Origin of the sequence: Arcobacter pernae, from assembly GCF_049472135.1 — a bacterium.
GTDB lineage: Bacteria > Campylobacterota > Campylobacteria > Campylobacterales > Arcobacteraceae > Arcobacter_B.
The window spans coordinates 1-22,888 of record NZ_JBMOVV010000014.1 but is presented as its reverse complement, the minus strand read 5'-3'; the positions used below and the strand labels follow the sequence as shown (position 1 = coordinate 22,888).

Genomic DNA, 22,888 nt, shown 5'->3' with positions numbered 1-22,888 from the left:
GTGTATAAAAGATAGTTAATTTCTATTTTTTAATATTTTAGTGTGTTTTTTACTATCTTTAGATAGAGTATAAAAAATTAAAATAGAGTAAAAAATGTCAAATCAGGAAAAACTAAAAAACTATTTATTAGGCGATAAAAGTAAAGATGGCTATTTAAAAAGAGAAATTTCAAATGGTAAAGTTATTATGCTTTCAGGAAAGTGGGGAAGTGGAAAGACTCATTTTTGGCAAAAAGAAATAATTCCTAATCTAAATAATAAAGAAGAAAAAATTCCAAACCATTATATAAGTTTATATGGTAAAACTTCAATTGAAGAGATAAAAAGTGAAATATTTCTAAAATTATTTGAAAGTGTAGACTCTTTTAAATCAGAAGAAAAAACAAAAAATATAGTCAAAAATTCTATTGATACAGCATTAAGTTTAGCAAATTCTATTAGTGTATTTGGAATTAGTTTAGATTTATCTAAAATATCTGATAAATCATTTGAGAAAATAGATGATTTATTAGAAAATGAAAAGTTAAAAAGAACAGAAGAGTATTTAAATAGTGGAGCTATTATATGTTTCGATGATTTTGAAAGAAAATCAAAAGATATAGACTTGAATGATTTGTTTGGTTTCATAACTCAATTAACTCTAAATTTTAAATGTAAAGTCGTGATTATTTTAAATGATGATGTATTTGAAGGTGAAGAAAAAGATATTTTTTCAAAGGTAAAGGAAAAGACTGTATCTAAGTATTTGAAATACGAACCTAGTATAGAAGAACTATTTAATTTGATATTTGATAATAATTATGAGGTACTAAAAAATTATAGTGATATGATTTTAAAAACTTTTGAAGAATCAGAAGTACTAAATGCAAGAATATATATGCAGGTATTAGACAATCTTAAAGAATGGATAGAAGATAATAAAGCTGATAAAAATAATGTAAGTATAAAATACTTTATAATTACAAATATTAATTTTATTGAGAGACACAAAGTATTTATAATAAAAGAGCATGGTAAAGGAATAGTAGAATTAAAGGGTTTTTATAATCCATACTCTGATTATATATCTTTTAATATAAGAAACATTGATATAAATTTTGATATTTTTTTAACATCAATAAAAAATGAAATTTATTTAAGACAAGAAAATACTAATGAAAGAGTTGCTAATCGTAGAAAAACTTTTTCAGAAAAAGAAATTAATGAAATGATTAACTTTATAGATATGAATACAATTCATTTAACAAGTTTATATTTTGGTAAAAAGTTTTTACAAGATAGTTACATAGAAGAAAAACAGGTAGAAAAAATAAACACCTTCATAGAAACAGGAATATTAGAAGATTAAAAAACTATTTATTATACAAACTGCGTAACCAAAATGTTCTTCTGTTTTGATATACTTCATTTACTTTTTATAACAAAGGCTTAGGATGAACTTTCAAAATGAGTTAAAAAAATTTGATTTAAAAGAAGTGTTTAGTCATGATGACTATGTGAAATATTTAGAGTCTAAGACAGTTAGAAGTCCTAAAACAGGAACTATTTTGGATTATATCTCAAAAGAAGAAGAGTTGGAGCTTCGAGCTCAAAAAGTGATTGACTTAAAAGCTTATGACCCAACACCACAGCATATAAAAGAGCATATGAACTTTGCTTTTAAGGTTTTTCATGAAGTATGTGAAAACAACAGAAAAGATGAACTTTTAGAGTTTTTAGAGAAAAATGAGCTTGGTCAAAAGGCTTTACTTTCTACAAACTGGTATGAAAAATACAATTATAAATACAATATCGCTTCATAAATAAAAACTTTTATTTTATTCCTCGATTACTCTAATTTTATTTTTACTATAATGTCACAAAATATAATCGCAGGAATAAAATGAAAAACATCTCTATCTTTGGAACTAGCTCAGACGCTGGTAAATCAACTATCACTTTTGTAATAGCAAAAATACTTCAAGACTTAGGTTATAGTGTTGCTCCTTTTAAGGCTCAAAATGTCTCAAACAACTCACATGTATGTGATGATGGAAGTGAAATAGCAATAGCTCAATACTTTCAAAGTGAAGTTTTAGGAGTTGAGACTTCATATCACTTAAATCCAGTTCTATTAAAATCAGGTAGGGGAAACTCTGCTTCACTTATAGTAGAAGGGCAAGTAGTTACAAACAAAGATGTAAGAGAGTATTATAGAGATTTAGACCTTTTAAAACCTGCTGTTAAGAGATGTTATGAGTATTTAGATGAAAGGTATGATGTTGTTGTAAGTGAAGGTGCTGGAAGTCCTGTAGAGCTAAACCTTATGGATAAAGACTTATCAAATATTTTTATTGCTGACGAATACGATACAAAGATTATACTTGTAGCTGATATAGAAAAGGGTGGTGTGTTTGCTTCTATTTATGGGGTATATCACTTACTACCTGAGAAACTAAGAGAGAATGTAATAGGTGTTATAGTAAACAAATTTAGAGGGGATTTAACTTTATTTGATGAGGGTGTTAGAATCATCAATGAAGAGTTTGGTATTCCAGTGCTTGGGGTATTGCCTTATATTCCATTTAACTTAGGATTTGAAGATAGTGCTTCTTTACAAAACTTTATTCAAAAGCCTCAAAATAAAAAACTAGACATTGCAGTTATATCATATCCGTATATGAGTAACTATAATGACATAGAGCCTTTAATAGCAGATGATGAAGTATTTGTAGAGTTTGTAAATCACAATATCTCTTTAGAAAAGTTTGACTTAGTAATCCTTCCTGGTTCAAAGCTTGTAATCAAAGATTTAAAATGGTTAAAAGATATGGGCTTATATGAGCAGATTAAAAACTATAAAGGTCATATTTGTGCTATTTGTGGTGGATATGAAATGATGTTTGAAACACTTGATGATAAATATGCTTTAGAAAATAGTGAGAGTTTATGTGAGCAAGGTTTTGGAGTAATTCCTTCAAATATAGTTTTTGAAAAGAAGAAAGTTTTAAAGAAACAATCATACGATTTATTTGGACATAATATCAAAGGTTTTGAGATACATCATGGTATGAGTGATGAATATCCTTTATCATACGAAAAAGAGAAGTTTAAAGGTACTTTTGTTCATGGTCTTTTTGATAATGACTCTTTTAGAACTACATATTTTAAGTCAATAAAAAGTGAATATGTAGGATATTTGTTTGAAGAGTATAAGAAAAAAACAGTTGATGAGTTTATAGATGAGATGAAAAGTAGACTTGATGTAAAGAGGATAGAACAAAGTGTTTTATAGTATCGCTTTAATAGCTTTCTTAATAGACTTTTTTTTCGGAGAGTTTGAAAAACTAAAGTTCTTAAAACATCCTATTATTTTTATGGGAGATTATATCAAGTGGTTTGAAAAGAGATTTTATAAAGACTCTGTTTTAAGAGGAGGGCTTTTAACTATCTCTTTAATTGCAGTAGTTTTTATAATCACTTCTTTTTTATCAATGATTGATAATATCTTTATTCAAGGTTTTTTAGCCTCTTTTACTCTAGCTTCTAAAATGTTATATGATAGTGTAAAAGATATAGTAAGTTCAGATGACCTTGACGTAAAAAAGCAAAAGATTTCATATTTAGTTAGTCGTGATACAAGTAGTATGAATAATAGTGATGTGAATAAAGCAGCTATTGAAACATATGGCGAGAACTTAAGTGATGGAGTAATCGCACCACTTTTTTATCTTCTTTGTTTTGGAATAGTTGGGGCTTTTGTATATAAGGCTATAAATACTCTTGATTCTATGGTTGGATATAGAAATGAAAAGTATGAGAAGTTTGGAAAAGTAAGTGCAATAGTAGATGATATAGCAAACTATATTCCTTCTCGAATCACAGCTATCTTAATAGCACTATTTTTCTTCTCAAAAGAAGCACTATTTGAGTTTGGGAAATATGGTAAAAAACATGATAGTTTAAACGCTGGGCTTCCTATCTCAGCTATTGCTTTAGGTTTAGGTGTTAAACTTGGTGGTCCTACTTCTTATTTTGGAAAGATAAAAGATAAACCATTTTTTGGAAGAGGTAGAGAACAAATAGAAAATAGTGATGTTATAAAAGCTATTTCAATAAAAAATAGATTAGATATATTAGTAATAAGTGTATTAATTTTAGGAGTAATATGATGACTTATGAAGAGTGGTTTAACCAACAAGGTAAGCTACACGCAAATGTTATGAAAAAACTTACGGATAAATCAATTGATGAGGTAATAGAGTACTTTAGATTTGATAACATGGTAAAAAACGAACCAGATTTCTGTCCTTTATATAAAGACAATAAAAAATGCCATGATTATGAAGATCTAAACTGTTATTTATGTGCCTGTCCAAACTTTAGATTTAAAATGGATGGTTTTGAAAAAGTTGATGGAAAGACACTTTTTTCAAAATGTGGTATCAACTCAAAAGATGGTGCGCAGTACATAGGTGAAGATTATATTCATCAAAACTGTTCAGGATGTATAGTGCCTCACAGGGAAAAGTATATCAAAAACAAGTTTTCAAGAGACTGGTTTGAAGTAATGAAAGATGTAAGAGAAGAGTCTTAACTCTTCTCTTTTTTCATATTTATTACAAAGTGATTTTTTTCATCTTTGTAGAAATACTCTAATTTATATCCGTGTAAATTTACAATTGTTTTAACTATATAAAGACCTAATCCAAAGCCATCACTTCTTTTTTCTTCTTGACAGAAAGCTTCTGTATAGTACTCTAATTCATGTTTTAAAGGTTCACCTTTTGAGCTTATAATAATCTCTTCTTTTGTGGCATTTATTATGGCTTTTTTATTTGGTGAAAACTTGATTGCATTATCTATTAGGTTTTTTAAAACTATTGAGAACATATAAATATCAACTTCAAATTTAAAATCTCTAATTTTAGAAGCAATATTTTCAGGGTTTATCATCATAATCTCTAAAGTTTTATTGTAGATATTAAAAAATGATGTAAGCTCTTTATATACAACTCTATTTTGAGAAGTGATTTTCTCAACAGTTGCAAGCTCTTTGATAATATCATCCATTCTTTTAAAAGCTTTTTGTAGATTTTCTCTTGCTTTATCATCTTCAAGTGTTTCAGCAATAAACATAGCTTTTGTAATAGGTGTTTTAAGCTCATGCATCATATTTCTCATAAATAAATCTTTTGATTTTGTCTGATTACTTATGATTGTTACGGCTTCATTAAAACTTTTTGCGATTGTTCCAACTTCATCATTACTCACACTTTTTATTTTTACATCTCGTTTTCCATTTGAGAACTCAATAATTTGCTTGTTTAGGCGCTTTAAAGGGAAAAGTTTTCTTTTCAATGTGATATATAAAAATAGTAAAGTAATTAAAGATAAAACCATTGCAAGAACAATAATAGCCATGCTATAGTTGTGGTTTCTAATATCTTTAAGCATGATATTATAACCATACTGTTGAACATAGATATAGTAGTGATTATCGTATTTATAAACCCTATAAGTTCCTAAATAGTTTTGAGTAATAGTTAATTCTTGAGCTTGTTTGATAATCTCAAGTTTTTCATCTCTTTCTTTGATAGGTTCAACTTTAAACTTTTTAAAAAGATTTTCAAGAGTTTCAACTGTTGGTTGATTTTGAAAAGCACTTAAAAAGTTCTCTGCAATTAGTTCGTATCTATTTTGTAATGTAATTTCATGTCTTTGCTGATCAAATCTAATAAACAAAGCAAATGTAATCATAATAGCGATAAATGCTAATGAAAAAATGATATTAATAAATGCAGAAATAGAGATGTTTTTTGTCATATTAGTTTATATCCAATACCTCTTACAGATTTGATATATGTCTGACTGTCATCAATTTTTGCTAATTTTGTTCTAATTCTTGAGATGATTACATCAATGTTTTTTAATGAAGAATCATCTTCAATATGGTCACTTGCATAGATAAAGTCTTCTCTTGAAACAACACCACCATTTCTTTGAATAAGAAGTTTTAGAATATCATATTCTGCAAGTGTTAAAGTAAGTCCATTACCTTTAAAATTGATTTGCATATCATCTTCTCTTATTTCAAAAATAGAGTTTGTTTGTTTTGTATCAGCTTTTACATCAACTACACTTGTGTCAACTCTTTTTAAAATAGTTTTGATTCTAGCTTGTAATTCTCTTGGATTATATGGTTTTGGAAGATAATCATCAGCACCTCTTTCTAATCCCATAACTTTGTCCAAAATATCATCCCTTGCACTTGAAATGATAATAGGTATATCACTCTTTTCTCTAATTTTTGGGATTAACTCTAGCCCATCTATTTCAGGAAGTGTCAAGTCTAAGATAAGAAGTTTATACTCTTTATCCACACTAAGCATAGATAGCCCTGTGTATGGACTATCTGTGTTTACTACTTCTATATCAAATGAGGCTAGGTAATCTGTGATGATTTGAGCTAGTTCTAAATCATCCTCTATCATTAATACTTTAATTATGACGAATCCTTTTTATTTTATTACAAATAGAATTGTTTGACCGTATCTATTTACATAAACTCTTTTATGTGTTTTATTATACTTGCTTAAAGCTTTTTCAACATCACCAAAATCTTTGATTTCAATATCTTCTATTTGGATAATAATATCTCCTGGTTGGAAACCAGTCTTTTCAGCTTTAGATTTAGGCTCTACATCAGAGATTAGAATACCTTGAGCACTAAGTGGAAGTCTATATTGCTTTCTGATATTCATGTCAATATTTGTAAGTCTAAGACCACCTAAAACTTTATTATTTGAAGAGATCTTAACTAATGTTTCTCTATTTCCAAGAACAATATCTAGTTCAAGGTTTTTTCTGTCTCTTTCTAATGCAATCGTAACTTTTTGATTTGGTTTAAATGATGCAACAACATTTTGAAGAGATGTTCTGTCAGTAATTTTTTTACCATTGATTGAATAGATTAGGTCACCTCTTTTAATTCCATACTTTTCAGCAGGAGTTCCTGGAGATACATCTAAAACTAAAGCACCTTTTTTGTTATTGTAAACTTTTGCAAGGTCATTATCTAAATCACCAATAGCAACACCTAGGTAACCTCTTGTTACTTTCCCATCAGCTACAAGTTTTGTAACTACATCTTTTACCATGTTTACAGGAATTGCAAAACCAATACCATTATTACCACCACTTTTTGATAAGATAGCTGTATTAATACCAATTAAAGCACCTCTTGAGTCAATCAATGCACCACCAGAGTTACCAGGGTTTATAGAAGCATCAGTTTGAATATAGTTCTCGTATCTGTTGATACCAACTTTGTTTTTATTTAGTGCTGAGATAATACCTTGAGTTACAGTACTTCCTATACCAAATGGATTACCCATAGCAAAGATTACATCACCAACTTTTAAAGAAGTTGAATCACCTAATTTCATAGGTTCTAAATCTTTACCTTCGATTTTAATAACAGCTAAGTCACTATCTGCATCTCTTCCAATAAGTTTTGCATTGTATTCAGTTGTATCATCACCGATTGTTACTGTAATCTCTTCTGCATTTTCAATAACATGATTATTTGTAACTATATATCCATCTTTTGAGACAATTACACCAGAACCAAGAGATCTTTGAACTCTGTTTTGTCTAAATTGATTTCCAAATTGCTCCCCAAAGAACCTTTTGAAAAATGGGTCATTAAACATTTCTAATGGTAAATTACTTACATTTGTACTTACATGTCTTTTAGCAGAGATATTTACTACTGAATGCATAGAGTCTTCAATATTTTTGTTAAATGATAATATTTCAGTAGTAGAGTTTGGAACCACTCTTTGAGGGTTTTTATTCATCATTTCAAAATCAATTGATTGTGCAAATAATTGACTTGCAATCATAGCTGAAGCGAATAAAAGTTTTTTCTTCACAATTCATCCTTTTCGAATTTTTGATAATACAATTGTAGAGTAGGTTTGTAAACTATTTTTCAATAAATAGTTAATAAATAGTTAATACTTAAAACTAAGGCAAAGCCCTAGTTTTAGTCATTATAAGTCAGTTTTTAATACTGCTCCAGAGCTTGCATTTGTAACAAGTGCTCTATATTGTCCTAACCAAGAAGAGTTAAGAGGTTTTTTTAGTGGTTTAAATTCTGCTTTTCTTTTTGCAATTTCTTCATCTGTTAAGTTTACAGATAAAATATATTGGTCAACATCAATGTGAATTTCATCACCATCTTTTAATAGTCCAATCATTCCACCCTCAGCAGCTTCAGGAGATACGTGACCTATACTTGCACCTCTAGTAGCTCCAGAGAATCTACCATCAGTAATTAATGCAACTTTATCACCAAGTCCCATACCCATAATAAGTGAAGTTGGTGCTAACATCTCTTGCATACCAGGACCACCTTTAGGACCTTCATATCTAATAACAACAACGTCACCAGCTTTTACTTTTCCACCAACAATTCCAGCAATTGCTTCTGGTTGACCATCAAAACATACAGCTTTTCCTGTAAATACTCTATCTCCAGTAATACCTGCAGTTTTAATAACAGCACCTTGTTCTGCAAGGTTACCGTATAAAATAGCTAATCCACCAACTTCTGAATATGGATTGTCAATAGTGTGAATGATATTTGTATCTTTGATTTCAGAGTCTTTGATTTTTTCTAAAGTTGAAATTCCACCAATAGTTGGATTGTCAATTAGAATATCATCACCTCTTTTTGACATTTCTTTCATTACTGCATTTACACCACCAGCTTTGTTGATGTCTTCCATATGTACAGTAGATAATGATGGAGAAATTTTAGCAATATGAGAAACTCTTTTTGAAATAGAGTTAATATCTTCTAAGTTGAAGTTAACACCAGCTTCTTTTGCAATTGCTAACATATGTAATACTGTATTTGAAGATCCACCCATTGCCATATCAACAGCAAAAGCATTTCTTACGGCATTTTCATTTAAAATATTTTTTAATTTGTACTCTTCTCTTGCTTTTTCATCTTTCGCAATTTCACAAATTCTTCTTGCTGCTTGTCTATATAACTCTTCTCTTTCAGGAGTTAAAGCTAAAATAGTTCCATTTCCTGGAAGTGCAATTCCCATAGCTTCCATAAGTGTATTCATAGAGTTTGCTGTAAACATACCAGAACATGAACCACCACTTGGACATGCATTACATTCGATGTCTTTTAACTCTTCATCACTCATCTCACCTGATTCGTGTTTACCTACAGCTTCAAAAGCAGTTGCTAAGTCAATTGGTGTACCATCTTTTGTATGACCTTTTTGCATTGGTCCACCTGATACAAATACTGTTGGAACATCAACTCTTAATGCACCCATAATCATACCTGGTACAATTTTGTCACAGTTAGGAATAGCAATCATTGCATCTAACTTATGAGCATTCATTACAGTTTCAATAGAGTTTGCAATTAATTCTCTTGAAGGTAATGAGAATAACATACCATCATGACCCATAGCAATACCATCATCTACACCAATTGTATTAAATTCAAATGGAACACAACCATTTGCTCTAATCTCTTCTTTTATAATCTCACCAACTTTATTTAAAAAGAAGTGACCTGGGATAAGTTCAATAAATGAGTTTGCTACACCAATAAATGGTTTATCAAAATCCTCATCTTGTAATCCAGTAGCTCTTAATAAAGACCTATGTGGAGTTCTATCATATCCTTTTTTTATCTCATTACTTCTCAATTATAATCCTTTAAATTCTTCTTATATTTATGGTAGATATTATACATTTATTGATTTTCAATTTTTATTAAAATCACTAAATTTTGAAAATTTTTGAAATTCTTTTGAAAAACCCTTGACAAAGAAAAAAAAATCTATTATAATTCCAGTCCAATTTAAGAAGAACGGCTTCAAAAACCGAAGAAAACTTAAATTTAAAAGTGCGAGTGTGGCGGAATAGGTAGACGCGTGGGACTTAAAATCCCATTCCGGTTTCGGAGTGTGAGTTCGATTCTCACCATTCGCACCACTTTTTTAGAATTGTAGAGAGTTGACTGAGTTGGTCGAAAGTACCGGTTTTGAAAACCGGCGTGCTTAACGGCACCGGGGGTTCGAATCCCCCACTCTCTGCCACTTCTTTTTTAATCAAGAAAAATCATATAACTTTAATCACTGTTAATGATTTTCTAACATTTGGAGCTATAGCAAAGCTGGTAATGCCCCGGATTGCAAATCCGGTATGCGTTGGTTCGAGTCCGACTAGCTCCTCCATTTTTAATCTAAACTTATCTTACTAATATGTAAAGCAAATAGAATAAGCAAACTTAGTTTATAATATTAATTGTCAAATTATTTAATATTAATGACAAAGGTTAAACTATGAGAATAGCATTTAAATATAAAATTATAATTGGAATTTTTATAGTTGAGCTTTTTTTTCTTAGTTTTATAATACTGTACAATTATACTTCAATTCAAACTTTCACAAAAGAACTTGTTAATAAAAATATAAAAACCAATGAATTTTTATTAAAAGAAATGATAAAAACACCTATTATAATGTATGACCTTGCAACTTTAGATAATATTTTGGAGAAATTTGCTGATTTACAAAATGTTAATAATGTAAAAATATATGATGCAAACAATAAATTAATCTCTAAATTTAAAGAACAAATAAATCCAAATATAGAATTTTATAAACATGTCCAGTTTAATATTGTAGAAGATGATATAAAAGTTGGCTTTGCTGAAGTTACATTTGATTTAAGCGAAATTTATTCTCAAATTGATGAACATACAAAAGATATAATTTTAATTGCATTAATTGAAATTATATTAAGTATTTTAATTTCATATTTAGTTGGAAGAAAACTTTCTGAACATTTAACTACATTAGATAATGCTGTTAAAAATATTACTATTTCAAATACAGATATCAAAAAATTGGATATTAATTCAAAAGATGAGTTTGAAGATTTAGCAAATAGTTTTAATATTATGCAAACTAGAATTCAAGCAGAGGTTGAAAAGAATACAAAGCAGCATTTATTGTTGCTTGAACAATCAAGACTCGCATCTATGGGAGAAATGATAGGAAATATTGCTCATCAATGGAGACAGCCTTTATCAATAATATCTTCAGGAGCTACAGCAATTAAATTACAAAAAGAGTTTGAAACTTTAAGTGATGAAGAACTTTTACGAACTTGTGAAATGATAAATATTAATGCACAATATTTATCAAGTACGATTGATGATTTTAAAGAGTTTGTGAAAAATGACAGAATAAAAGTGAATTTCAAACTAGAAGATGCTTTTAATAGTTTTTTTAAACTTATTGAGGGAACAGTTGTTCACTATGAAATCAATTTAATTAAACAGATTGATAGTAGTATTGAAATGGAAGGCTACCCAAATGAGTTAATACAATGTTTTATGAATATTTTTAATAATTCAAAAGATGCTTTTAAAGAAATATCTGTGATAGATAAATTTGTTTTTGTTGAAACTTTTATTAAAAATGATAAAGTACATATTATTTTCAAAGACAATGCAGGTGGTATTCCTAAAGATATCTTACCTCATGTTTTTGAACCTTATTTTACTACAAAACATAAAAGTCAAGGAACAGGAATTGGATTATCAATGTCATATAATTTAATCACTGTAGGTATGAATGGCTCAATAAGTGTTGAAAATACTGAATATATATATGACAAGATAGAGTGTAGAGGTGCTTGTTTTGAAATTATTGTAGATTTTTAAAGAAAAAGATTAAAAGATTTTATCTTTTCCTTTATTTTGATTATAAGATTTTACTTTTACTCATATAATAAATTGAACAAACTAATACAGAACCTAAAACAACAACTGAACCTAACATTATATATAAAGTTGAAATCCCCATAATAAACTCCTCATTTGTTATTATAAATTATAACATGAAGAATAAAGGCTAATAAAAGATAGTAGTATTAAAAACTATACAATTTTATTTAAACTCAATTTTAAAAACAGCACCTTTTTGTTTTTTACCATTGTATTCAAACTCTTCATTTTGTACTTTAATTCTTGCTTTATGGTGTTTTATAAGAATATCATTTGCTAAGGATAAACCAATACCTGTACCTACACTTTGATGCTTTGTAGTAAAATATGGCTCAAATATTCTTGGTAGAATATCTTGAGGAATACCTTTTGCATTATCTTTTATTGATATAACTAGTTTATTGTTCTCTTTTTTTGTTTCAATAAATACTAACTTATCTTCTTCATCTTCGATGTTCTCTTTTAGAGCATCTTTTGAGTTATTGATGATATTTATAAATGCTTGTACTAATTGGTTTTCATAACCAACTATTGTTAAATCATCTTCAAGTTTAGTAATAAGTGTAATGTAGTTATTTTTTAAACTAGGACTTACTAGTGAAATAGTTTTGTTAAGTGCTTTTACTAAACTTAGGTTTTCTTTTGTTTGTGAGTCTTTTATAAATGTTCTAAAGTCATCAATAGTATGTGATAAGTATCTAGTTTGTTCAACAATAGCTTCTGAACTATTTTTAATATCATCATCTTCTAGTATTCCACACTCTTTTTTTACTAATAATGAACTAGCAATTGTTGATATCACAGTTAATGGCTGTCTCCATTGATGAGATATGTTTCCTATCATTTCTCCCATTGAAATTAGTTTAGATTGTGTTTCAATTAATTTTTGTTTACTTATATCTCTCATACTAATTAAAAGTCTTTTTTTATCAGGCATCAAAGTTATACTCATATTTACAGTAATTAATGATTCATCTTTAACTATACAGCTTTTTTCAAGATTTTCTATATGACCTTTTTTCATTACAATATTTAGAGCTTTTCTTACTTTTTCTTTTTCTTCTTCAATTGTAAGTTCATAACATGATTTTTGAAGAAGTTCTTCTTTTGTAAAGTTTGTGATTTTTAAATAAGCATCATTAAAGTTTAAAAACTTTGTATCTAAATCTAAAATAGCTATACCATCCATAGAGTTTTCAAATATAGCTTTAAACTCTTCTTTTTGTTCTTCTATTTTCTTTTCAATACTTTTTTGAGTCGTTAAGTCTGTATGAAAGCCAATAACTCTAGTAGGATTATCATCTTTATCAAATATAGCTTTCCCTCTATCATATATCCAAACCCAATGACCATCTTTATGCTGTACCCTATGAATATTTTCATATACACTAGTTTTATGTTCTAAGTGATTCTTTACATCTTCAAAAGCTTTTTCTTTATCATCTGGGTGAATTCTTTTTTCCCATTCTTCAACTGAACCTTTTATTTCATGGTCTTCATATCCAAGCATCTTTTTCCAAGTTGATGAAAAATATACTTCATTTGTTTTTGGATTCCAATCCCATAAACCATCTTTACTACTATTCATTGCAAGTTCAAATCTTTCGTTTAACTCTTTTAGTTCTTTATTTGTCTTAATCATTTGCTTATTAAGAGAATCTCTTTGTTTTAGAAGATAAATCAAAAAAGCAATACCTAAAGAGAATATTATAGTTGATATTGTAAAAATAGTAGTGATATTATTTTTACTTTTTTCTAGCTCTTTTGTTTGTACTTTTACTTGTTCTTCTAGTCTTTCATTAAACTCTTTTATTGTTTTAGATTGTGACTGTTTATGAATAATTGATAAAAGAAGTTTTTTATCTTTGAACTTAATTGGATATGAATGAACTACTACTTTAACTATTTGCTCATTTGCTAATTTATGATTGAAGATGAAGAAGTTTCTATTTTCAGTTTTGGCTAAGTGCATCTCTTTTGAGACTTGATCTTTTGTAAAGGTATTAATATCTTTGATATTCATATTCTCAAGTTCTGATATGCTAAAGCCATAAAAATTACTTGCACTTTTATTTGCTTTTTCAATAGTCCCATTGGAAGGATTGATTAAAAGCATTGAATCTGGATTATTGTCAAAAAAATTTATTAAATCTGTTGTTTTAGCAAAAAGACTTAAGGTAAAAAAAATAAGTATTAGAAAAAGTTTTTTCATTTTAGACTCTTTATTTAGTATCTAAAATTCATTGTAATAAAAACAATATAAAACATGTATTAAATTTTTATTCTAAATATTAAGTTTGTAGCCAACCCCAGATATATTAGAAACTGATTCTTTTCCAATTTTTTTTCTTAGTTTATTTAGTAAATTCTTTAAAGCAGAGTCTGTTGCTTCGTATAAGTCATCCCAGATATTTGCTTTTAGTTCATCTTGAGATATAATTCTTGAACTGTTTTTTATTAAATAATCTAGTAATAAAAGTTCTTTAGATGTAAGTTTAATTTCATTTTTATTTATATCTTCAAGCTTTTTATTTAAAACATTATATTCAATACCGTTATTAAAGTTGATTATAAACATTCCATTTTCATAGATATCCTCTACACATTTAAGCAAAGCAGTATTTAGTGTTTCAAAATCTACAGGTTTTGTTAAATAGTCTATCAATCTAAGTTTAGTAGCTTTTAAAAGATAATCTGTTTCTGTATAGGCACTAAGTAATATAACTGGAATCTTTTTATTTATTTGTCTAATCCCTTCAACAAAACAAAGACCATTTTGACCAGGTAAATTTATATCAGAAATAATAATATCAACTCTTTTTTCTTGAATTATTTCATTTGCTTCAGTTATATTTTGTACATCATATACATTTTCACATAATAAAAGAAGAACTTTTTTCATATTGTTTCTAATATTTTCTTCATCTTCTATGTATAAAATACATAATTTTTTTAAAATTTCATGATATAACTTGATATTATCTTCTGTCATTGGGTGCCTTAATTAGGTAATTGAATAAATTATAACTTTAATAAATTAAATTATAGATTATTTTTTTCTGATTTTTTATAAAAAAATGGAAAAAAAAATTATAATACAAGCTTTTTTAATGTATAATTAAGCGTTATGCGATTAAAATAACCAAAAAATTATTTATTTAGGGCCATCATATGCAAATTTTAAAAATAGTAAGATATTCAGTTATTTCAATAATAGCAAGTACTTCTTTGTTAAATGCTTATACTTTAAAAGAAGGTGTTCAAAGAGTATTAACTCAAAACCCAGAAGTTATTGCTGAGAAAAAAAATCAAGAAGCATTCAAAAAATATGTTGATGAAAGAGAGGGTAATTATTATCCTAGAATTGATATAGATGGAAGACTTGAAAAAGTAAATACTGACAAAAAATATGATCAACCAAATCCTAATAATAATGAAAATGGTTCAGACCAAGAAGATGGTTATAACTTTGGAATAGCTTTAAATCAAATGTTATATGATGGAGATTTAACGCCAAGTAGAGTAAGAGAAGCAAAGCATAACGATTTAGCAAATAAATATAGAACAGATAGAAATATAAATAATATTGTTTTAGAAACAATAAATGCATATACAGGTTTTGTACAATATACTGAGTTCTTAGCCTTAACAAAAGATATGATTGCAACAAACGAAGAGAATCTTGAAATTGCAAAGCAAAAAGAAGACATTAGTGGAGAAGTTCTTGAAACATATCAAGTAGATTCAAAGCTTAGTTTTGTAAAAGAAAAATATTTAGAAGAACAAGATTTAAAAACATCTAGAATAAATACTTTTAAAAGATATATAGGCGAAAAACCTCAAGGAACTGAGTGTAGACCTACTATTGATGATACTCTTTTCCCTCAATCTTTACAAAAACTTGTAGAAAAAGCTGTTTTAAATAATTATGAAATTTTAGAACAAATTGAAAGAGTAAAAGCACAAAGAGAAAAAATCGCACAAGCTGATTCAACTTTTTTACCAAATTTAAATTTAGAACTAAAAGCCATTACAGATAGTGATTTAAGTTTAAATGAAGAGGGTATTGAAAATCAAGTTTTTGGAAGAATCAATCTAGCATGGAATTTATATAATGGTGGTTCTGACAAAGCTATATCAAGTCAAGAAGAGCTATTTTTAGCAGAACAAAAACAAAGATTAGATGCTATTACAAAAAAAGTTGTTGAGAGTGTAAAAGTTACGTATCAAAGATATCTAAAAAATAAAGAAAGAATTCAAGTACTAAAAAAATATGTAGTAGCTAATGAAAATATTGTAGAAGTGTACAAAAGTGAATTCGAAGCAGGAACTAGAACTTTTGTAGATATTTTAAATGCTCAAACTGATTTATATGAAGCTAAAAAGAGTTTAGTTAGTAGAGAATATGAATTATATTCAAACTATTTTGATTTATTAAATAGTTTATCAATTCTAATTCCAACAGTTTTAAACTCAAATATTAGTCAATGTGCAAACAGTGTGAAAAAGCAAAATGAAGTGAATACAACTTTAGATAACAAAACTACAAATGTATCTGAAGAGTTAACAGCTTTATTAGGTGATGAAGAAGCACAAAATAAATTAGTAGAAGAAGAAACACAAAAAGTTGAGCCAACTGAAATTAGCTCTTCTGAGGAATTAACAGAAGATTTATTATCAGAAGAAGAGAGTGTTTCTACAGCAGTTGCTCAACAAGGTTCAATTGATGAGCTTTTAAATGCTTCTGAAAAAACTTATACTATAAATATTACAACTACAAATGGAATTGATGCAGCTAATAATTTTGTTGAAATAAATGAACTTGATTCATCAAAAGCTTATACATATGAATTTGGCCCTTCAATGAAGAGTGCAAAGGTAATTTATGGTATATTTAATTCTGTAAAAGAAGCAAAAACAGCATTATCTGCATTACCAAAATCTGTTCTAAAAGGTAATCCATACATAGATAATGTTAGTAAACACCAAAAATTATATAAAAAGTACCATTAATTGATTAAAAGGTAAATATGGAAAATAATGATTCAAATGAAATCAGAAGTGAAACATTATCAAATTTAAAAGATAGAAGAAAAGTAGATGACCTATTAGGTTGTCTACTTTTTTTATCTAAATATCATAAAAGAGAAACATCTGAAGCCTCTTTAACTTATGGATTACCAATTCATAAGACTTCTATGAATATCTCAATGTTCCATCAAGCAGCAAAAAGAATTGGTTTAGTTCCAAAAACTGTAAAAAGAGAGAACTTATCAGATATTACTAAATTAGCACTTCCTTCAGTACTTATTTTAAATAAAAATAGAGCTTGTGTATTACTAGATTATGACTTAGATCAAAGAGTTGCAAATGTGATTATTCCAGGTTTAAGCACGGGTGAAACACAAATAACTATTGAAAAATTAGAATCTGAATTCACAGGTGATGTAATTATTATAAAGCCTGAATATAACTTCAATAATAGAATAGAAAAAGAAGTTGTTGTTGAAGACCCTAAAGAGTGGTTCTGGGGTACAATGTTTAGAAATAAAGGTATTTATAAACAAGTTATTTTAATTTCGCTATTTATTAATATTTTTATTTTGGCTACACCTTTATTTACAATGAATGTATATGACAGAGTTTTGCCAAATAATGCAATAGAAACTCTTTGGGCTTTATTTATTGGTATCTCCTTTGTAATGGTTTTTGATTTACTTTTAAAAGTACTACGTTCACATTTTTTAGGAATAGCAAGTAAAAGAGCAGATACAATAATGTCTAATAAGATATTCAATCATTTGATGAATATCAAAATGGATGCAAAGCCTTCTTCAACAGGGCAGTTTGTAAGTAGACTTCAATCTTTTGAAAGTGTTAGAGAATTTTTTACAAGTGCAACAATTGCAGCCATAGTTGATTTACCTTTTGTAATTATTTTCATATTAGTAATAATGTTTATAGCAGGTCCTTTAGCATATATAACAATTGCTACAGTAGTTATATCAATTGCTTTATCTTGGTATTTACAAAGACCTTTAAAGACATTGATTGAAAAATCAGTAAAAGAAGAACAAATAAAACAAACTACTTTAATAGAAGCAGTAGCTGGTTTAGAAATTATTAAAAGTGTTAAAGCCCAAAATAGAATGAAAACACATTGGGATCAGTCAATTAATAAAACAGTACATTATGCGGATAAAGGTCATTTTTTATCTCAAAGTATTACTTATTTTACAGCATTTATTTCTCAGTTTTCTAATATTGCAATTGTTGCAGGAGGAGTTTATTTAGCTCAAGATGGGCAAATAACAATGGGTGCTATTATTGCTGCGATGATTTTAAATGGAAGAGTAATTGCTCCTGTTTCTCAACTTGTTGGAATGATAATAAAGTTTGATAAGACAATGCTTTCATTAAATAATCTTGATGAGATTATGAAAATGCCTGTTGAAAAAGAGAATAAAACTTATATTAGTAGACCCAATTTAAGAGGTGATATTCAGTTAAAAGATGTTCAGTTTGCATATAAAGAGCAAAATCATCAAACGCTAAAAGATATTAATCTTACAATTAAAGAGGGTGAGAAAGTAGCTATCTTAGGAAAAATAGGTTCAGGAAAATCAACTCTATTAAAACTTATTATGAATTTATATGAGCCAACTAAAGGTTCAGTTTTAATTGATGGCTTAGATACAAGACAAATTGACCCTACAGATTTAAGACATGCAATTGGTTGTGTACCGCAAGAGCCATTTTTATTTATGGGAACAATAAAAGATAATCTTACTATTGGTGAACAATATGTATCAGATGAAGAACTTTTAAGAGTTTCTAAAATTGCAGGACTTGATGAGTTTTTAGGTAAACATGAAGCAGGTTATGATTTACTTGTTGGGGAAAGAGGAGAAGGTTTAAGTGGAGGTGAAAGACAATCTGTTACTCTTGCGAGAGCATTAATCTCTGATCCTAGTATTGTTATGTTAGATGAACCTACAAACTCAATGGATAGACAAACTGAAAAAGCATTTATTAGAAAATTAAAAGGTATTATTGAAGATAAAACTTTAGTTGTAGTTACTCATAAAACATCTTTATTAGAGTTAGTAGATAGAGTTATTATTGTAGAAAATGGACAAGTTGTAGTAGATGGTCCTAAAAATGAAGTATTTACTACAAAAAGTAGGTAGATTATGGAAAAAGATGAATTAGTTAAAAACTCCCAAGAGAATGAAAATTTAGAGCATTTAACTATACTTGGTAATGATAAACCAGAACCTACAATCCCTTTAGATGAGCCAAAAGAGAAAAATATTTATCAAGAAAAAGCTAAACCAAAAAAGAAAAGAAAAGGTTTGTTTTCTGGAATAAAAAAACTTTATGGTTTAGATGATGAAGAGGAGGATTTAGAATTTGTATATTCTACTTACTCTTTAGCAAACGAAAAACCTTCTTTAAGAGCAAATATAATTGCTTTTACAATAATAGGTATATTTTCTATTTTCTTACTTTGGGCATCACTAGCAGAAATAGATGAACTTGCAAGGGGAAATGGAAAAGTTATTCCTACTGATAAGATTCAAACTGTACAATCTCTAGATGGAGGTATTATCTCTGAAATTCTTGTAAAAGAAGGAGAGTCTGTAAAAAGAGGTGACCCTTTAATGAGAATTGATACTACTAGATTTCAAGCCTCATTTGAAGAGAGTAAGCAAGAGTATCTTTCTTTACTTGCATTAAAAGCAAGATTAGAGATTGAGTCTACTTTGGATATTGATAAAAACATTCCTAAATTAGATTTTGATGAAAAAGTATTAAAAGACTCTTCACGATATGACAAAACAGAGAAATTACTACTTGAAAATAGAGTAAATGAATTAAAATCCTCATTAAGAGTACTTGAAACACAAGTAAAACAAAAAAAACAAGAACAATTGGAAATAGAAAGTACAATTAGAAAATTAACAAAAAGTTTAGAGTTTATTGAACAACAAAGAAAAACAATTAAAAAACTTGTTGCGAGAGGTGTTAAATCAAAGTTTGATTTATTAGATATTGAAAAAGAGTTTAACCAAACAAAAGGTGATTTAGAAACAGCTAGATTATCAATATCAAGATCAAACTATGCTATTTCTGAAGCAAAAAATAGAATATCAGAAAAAATAAATACTTTTAAAGCAGAAGCTTCAAAAGGACTTCAAGAAGCTATAAGTAAAATCAATAGATTTGAAGCTAAACTTATAGGAGATAAAGATAAGGTTGAAAAAACAATTATTTCTTCTCCTGTTGATGGGATTATTAAACAATTAAATTTAAACACTATTGGTGGAGTAGTTCAATCAGGTATGGATTTAGTTGAAATTGTACCTTTAAGTGATGCTTTAGTTGTTGAAGCAAAGATAGATCCAAAAGATATTGCTTTTATTAATCCTAGTCAAAAAGCTATTATTAAAATAACAGCTTATGACTTCTCTATTTATGGTGGATTAGATGGAAAGATAATAGAAATCTCTGCTGATACAATACAAGATAAAGAATCAAAAGATGATAAAAGTTACTATAGAGTATTAGTAAAAACTGATAAAAATTACCTAGAAAGAAAAGGTAAAAAACTTCCAATTATCCCTGGTATGATAGCTTCTGTAGATATTGTAACTGGTAAAAAAACTATTCTTGATTTTATTTTAAAACCTATTTTAAAAGTAAAACAAGACTCCTTACATGAGAGATAATATATCTCTCTTTATTATAATTTCATAATTTTTTCAAAAATAACTATTAAAAAAACTTTTTAGAGACTTTTTTATTATAGTATATTACTATTAGTATGGAAAAGGGTCTGAAATGAACTATGATTTATATTTAGAAGATATTTTAATTTCTGATGAATCTTTAGATGGTTTAGATTCCAAATGGATTCAGGAAAATTCACAAGTAGTTGATAGTAATACATACAATGTATTTCAGGGTACTGGAGAAAACTCTTTAGTAAAAATATTTATTAATGAAGAAATAGTAGTAGATTTATAAAAGTTAAAAGTAGAGGATTAAAGAATGAAACTTACAATAAAAACTGGAACACAATTAAAAGAAATTGATTTAAATAAAAATTTATCATTTAATGTAAATAAAGGAGAACAATACGTATTCTCAAATGGATTTACAAACTATGTATTAAATTTTAAAGATGATCAAGAATCAATTCTTTTAATATTTAATGTTGAGGGAAAAACTTTTCAAGTTGAGTTAAATGGAATAGTTCCATTATTACAAGATAATACAAACACAGAAAATCCAACAGCAATTATTATTAATAAAAATGTTAATAATAAGGATATTGAAGATACCTTAGATAGTACAGCATTTAATGGAAGTGAAATTTTAGATAGATTAGAACAATTAGCTTCTTTAGGTGTAGATGCTGAACCTTCAAATAACTTAGCTTTAATTTCAGACTTCCAAACATTAATCGAATCTCTTGATGCTGCCGCTGCTGGAGCAGATGCAGGTGAAACTACATCTGATGGTTCTACTTTTAATTCAATCTTAAATCCAACAAATGATTCTTTACCAGGTATTGCTGAGACAGATAGATGGGAAAATTTATCTGAATCAATCTCTTCTACTCCAGTTGACACTGCTAATGACCCACTTTTACCAGATGTATCTATTTCTGATGCAACAGTTAATGAAAATGAAGGTTCTATTACTTTTGTAATTACTTTAAGTGAAGCTTCTAATAGCCCAGTAAGAGTTACTTTAGAAACACAAGAAGGTACAGCAAAGGAAGTAAGCGATTTCATTGCTACTTCTGGTGATATTGTATTTTTACCAGGAGAAACTACATTAACTTTTTCTATACCAGTTGTAAATGATAATATTTACGAAGTATCTGAAAACTTATTTTTAAATATTACAAATGCAACAAATGCGAATATTATAGATTCTCAAGGGGAAGGTACTATTTTGGATAGTGATATCCCTACAGTAAGTATTACGGGAAGTGAAGTAATTGAAGGTGAATATGCTATATTTGATATTAGTTTAACTTCTGCAAGTTTAGAAGATATTATATTAAATATTGAAACACAAGAGGGTACAGCAACTGAAGCAGACTATATACCTACTACAGAAGTACTTATCAATGGTCAATGGGTTCCATCATCAAATGTAACTATTCCAGCAGGTGAAGATAATATTCAGGTTAGAGTAAAAACTAATGATGATGTATATAAAGAACCAACAGAAACATTCTCTTTAAAAGGAACAGTTATTTCTGGTGCAACTACAAATACAACAGCTTCTGGATTGTCTTATATTGCTGATGAATTAAATGAAAAAGATAATGTAAATGTTAAATTAGAAGCGGTAGATACAGAAGTAATTGAAGGTGAAACAGCAACATATAAAGTAACATTAACAGACGATGCTGGACAACAAGTAGTAACAGCAGAAGATTTAACAGTAGACTTTACATATACATATAAAACTGCAGATGGTGATGATATCACAGAAACTGTAAGTGTAACAATTCCAAAAGGTTCAAGTGAAGCACCAGTAGAAGTTGTAACAGTAGATGATAACTTAGCAGAAGGAAGTGAAACATTTGATATCTCACTAAAATCAGTAACGGCAGGTGAAGATCAATTTGAAAAAGTAACTATAAATCAAGATGCAGTTGAAACAACAATTACAGATGAGAGTGTACCAACTAACCCAGATGATCAAACAGCATTAGTAAGTATAGAAGGACCATCAAATGTAACTGAGGGTGATGTAACAACTCCATATACAGTAAGTATTACACAAGCTCCAGAGACTGATTTAGAAGTATTCTTTACATACACAGGTGTAGCAGAAGATGGAACAGACTTCACAGGAGTATCAAGTGTAATTATTAAAGCAGGTGATACATCAGCAACATTTACAATTGCAACACTGGATGATAACTTAGCAGAAGGAAGTGAGAACTTTACAGTATCAATTGACTCTACAAAACTAGGAGCAGTTGGTGGATTAGAAGATGTAAGAGTAGACACTACAAAAGATGCAGTTGAAACAACAATTACAGA

At 28.1% G+C, this 22,888-nt stretch carries 17 protein-coding genes and 3 tRNA genes; 14 read left to right on the top strand and 6 right to left on the bottom strand.

Translation table 11 applies throughout. The annotated features are described in order from the left end of the window. Positions 1-94: 94 nt before the first annotated feature. From ACH5BF_RS12970 to ACH5BF_RS12950, 5 genes are all read left to right on the top strand, one after another. Complete coding sequence (locus ACH5BF_RS12970; RefSeq protein ID WP_423274675.1) at positions 95-1,348, top strand: P-loop NTPase fold protein; 1,254 nt, start codon at positions 95-97, stop codon at positions 1,346-1,348. 85 nt (positions 1,349-1,433) lie between these two features. After that, on the top strand, positions 1,434-1,802 hold the full coding sequence (locus ACH5BF_RS12965; protein ID WP_423274674.1) for a hypothetical protein: 369 nt from the start codon (positions 1,434-1,436) through the stop codon (positions 1,800-1,802). Between the two features lie 80 nt (positions 1,803-1,882). Then, positions 1,883-3,274 carry a cobyric acid synthase gene (locus tag ACH5BF_RS12960; protein ID WP_423274673.1) on the top strand — a complete coding sequence of 464 codons (1,392 nt, stop codon included), beginning with the start codon at positions 1,883-1,885 and terminating at the stop codon, positions 3,272-3,274. After that, positions 3,264-4,151: an adenosylcobinamide-phosphate synthase CbiB gene (gene cbiB, locus ACH5BF_RS12955; protein ID WP_423274672.1), complete on the top strand. Its 888-nt coding sequence runs from the start codon at positions 3,264-3,266 to the stop codon at positions 4,149-4,151. The genes ACH5BF_RS12960 and cbiB overlap by 11 nt, the downstream gene beginning before the upstream one ends. Next, positions 4,151-4,576 (top strand): hypothetical protein, encoded by a 426-nt coding sequence (locus ACH5BF_RS12950; protein WP_423274715.1) that lies wholly within the window; start codon positions 4,151-4,153, stop codon positions 4,574-4,576. Before cbiB ends, ACH5BF_RS12950 begins: the two co-directional genes overlap by 1 nt. On the opposite strand, the gene ACH5BF_RS12945 is transcribed toward ACH5BF_RS12950, so the two are convergent. The 4 genes from ACH5BF_RS12945 to ilvD all read right to left on the bottom strand — a co-directional run bounded on the left by ACH5BF_RS12945 (position 4,573) and on the right by ilvD (position 9,725). After that, positions 4,573-5,805, bottom strand: coding sequence for an ArsS family sensor histidine kinase (locus ACH5BF_RS12945; RefSeq protein WP_423274671.1), 1,233 nt, complete (start codon positions 5,803-5,805; stop codon positions 4,573-4,575). The genes ACH5BF_RS12950 and ACH5BF_RS12945 overlap by 4 nt on opposite strands. After that, a complete protein-coding gene (locus tag ACH5BF_RS12940) occupies positions 5,802-6,488 on the bottom strand; it encodes a response regulator transcription factor (protein ID WP_423274714.1) in 687 nt (228 codons plus the stop codon). The genes ACH5BF_RS12945 and ACH5BF_RS12940 overlap by 4 nt, the downstream gene beginning before the upstream one ends. Positions 6,489-6,500: 12 nt before the next feature. After that, positions 6,501-7,916 (bottom strand): Do family serine endopeptidase, encoded by a 1,416-nt coding sequence (locus tag ACH5BF_RS12935; RefSeq protein ID WP_423274670.1) that lies wholly within the window; start codon positions 7,914-7,916, stop codon positions 6,501-6,503. Between the two features lie 120 nt (positions 7,917-8,036). Then, positions 8,037-9,725 (bottom strand): dihydroxy-acid dehydratase, encoded by a 1,689-nt coding sequence (gene ilvD, locus ACH5BF_RS12930; protein ID WP_423274669.1) that lies wholly within the window; start codon positions 9,723-9,725, stop codon positions 8,037-8,039. A 202-nt stretch (positions 9,726-9,927) separates the two neighbouring features. On the opposite strand from ilvD, the gene ACH5BF_RS12925 reads away from it, so the two are divergent. From ACH5BF_RS12925 to ACH5BF_RS12910, 4 genes are all read left to right on the top strand, one after another. Beyond that, a tRNA-Leu gene (locus ACH5BF_RS12925) sits at positions 9,928-10,014 on the top strand. Positions 10,015-10,029: 15 nt separating this feature from the next. Then, positions 10,030-10,118 (top strand) — tRNA-Ser (locus ACH5BF_RS12920). 62 nt (positions 10,119-10,180) lie between these two features. After that, positions 10,181-10,256 (top strand) — tRNA-Cys (locus ACH5BF_RS12915). Positions 10,257-10,364: 108 nt separating this feature from the next. Beyond that, positions 10,365-11,753 carry an ATP-binding protein gene (locus tag ACH5BF_RS12910; protein WP_423274668.1) on the top strand — a complete coding sequence of 463 codons (1,389 nt, stop codon included), beginning with the start codon at positions 10,365-10,367 and terminating at the stop codon, positions 11,751-11,753. A 226-nt stretch (positions 11,754-11,979) separates the two neighbouring features. Here the strand turns inward: ACH5BF_RS12910 and ACH5BF_RS12905 are convergent, their stop codons facing one another. Further along, positions 11,980-14,028 (bottom strand): PAS domain S-box protein, encoded by a 2,049-nt coding sequence (locus tag ACH5BF_RS12905; RefSeq protein ID WP_423274667.1) that lies wholly within the window; start codon positions 14,026-14,028, stop codon positions 11,980-11,982. Between the two features lie 72 nt (positions 14,029-14,100). Then, positions 14,101-14,808, bottom strand: a complete 708-nt coding sequence (locus ACH5BF_RS12900; RefSeq protein ID WP_423274666.1) for a response regulator transcription factor — start codon at positions 14,806-14,808, stop codon at positions 14,101-14,103. Positions 14,809-14,987: 179 nt separating this feature from the next. Here ACH5BF_RS12900 and ACH5BF_RS12895 point away from each other — a divergent pair, with 179 nt between their 5' ends. From ACH5BF_RS12895 to ACH5BF_RS12875, 5 genes are all read left to right on the top strand, one after another. Then, positions 14,988-16,829, top strand: coding sequence for a TolC family protein (locus ACH5BF_RS12895; protein WP_423274665.1), 1,842 nt, complete (start codon positions 14,988-14,990; stop codon positions 16,827-16,829). Between the two features lie 17 nt (positions 16,830-16,846). After that, a complete protein-coding gene (locus ACH5BF_RS12890) occupies positions 16,847-19,006 on the top strand; it encodes a type I secretion system permease/ATPase (protein ID WP_423274663.1) in 2,160 nt (719 codons plus the stop codon). A gap of 3 nt (positions 19,007-19,009) precedes the next feature. Next, on the top strand, positions 19,010-20,548 hold the full coding sequence (locus ACH5BF_RS12885) for an HlyD family type I secretion periplasmic adaptor subunit (protein ID WP_423274662.1): 1,539 nt from the start codon (positions 19,010-19,012) through the stop codon (positions 20,546-20,548). Between the two features lie 112 nt (positions 20,549-20,660). Further along, positions 20,661-20,846, top strand: a complete 186-nt coding sequence (locus ACH5BF_RS12880; protein ID WP_423274661.1) for a hypothetical protein — start codon at positions 20,661-20,663, stop codon at positions 20,844-20,846. A gap of 24 nt (positions 20,847-20,870) precedes the next feature. Continuing rightward, the coding region (locus tag ACH5BF_RS12875; RefSeq protein WP_423274659.1) for a Calx-beta domain-containing protein at positions 20,871-22,888 on the top strand (2,018 nt) is incomplete at its 3' end.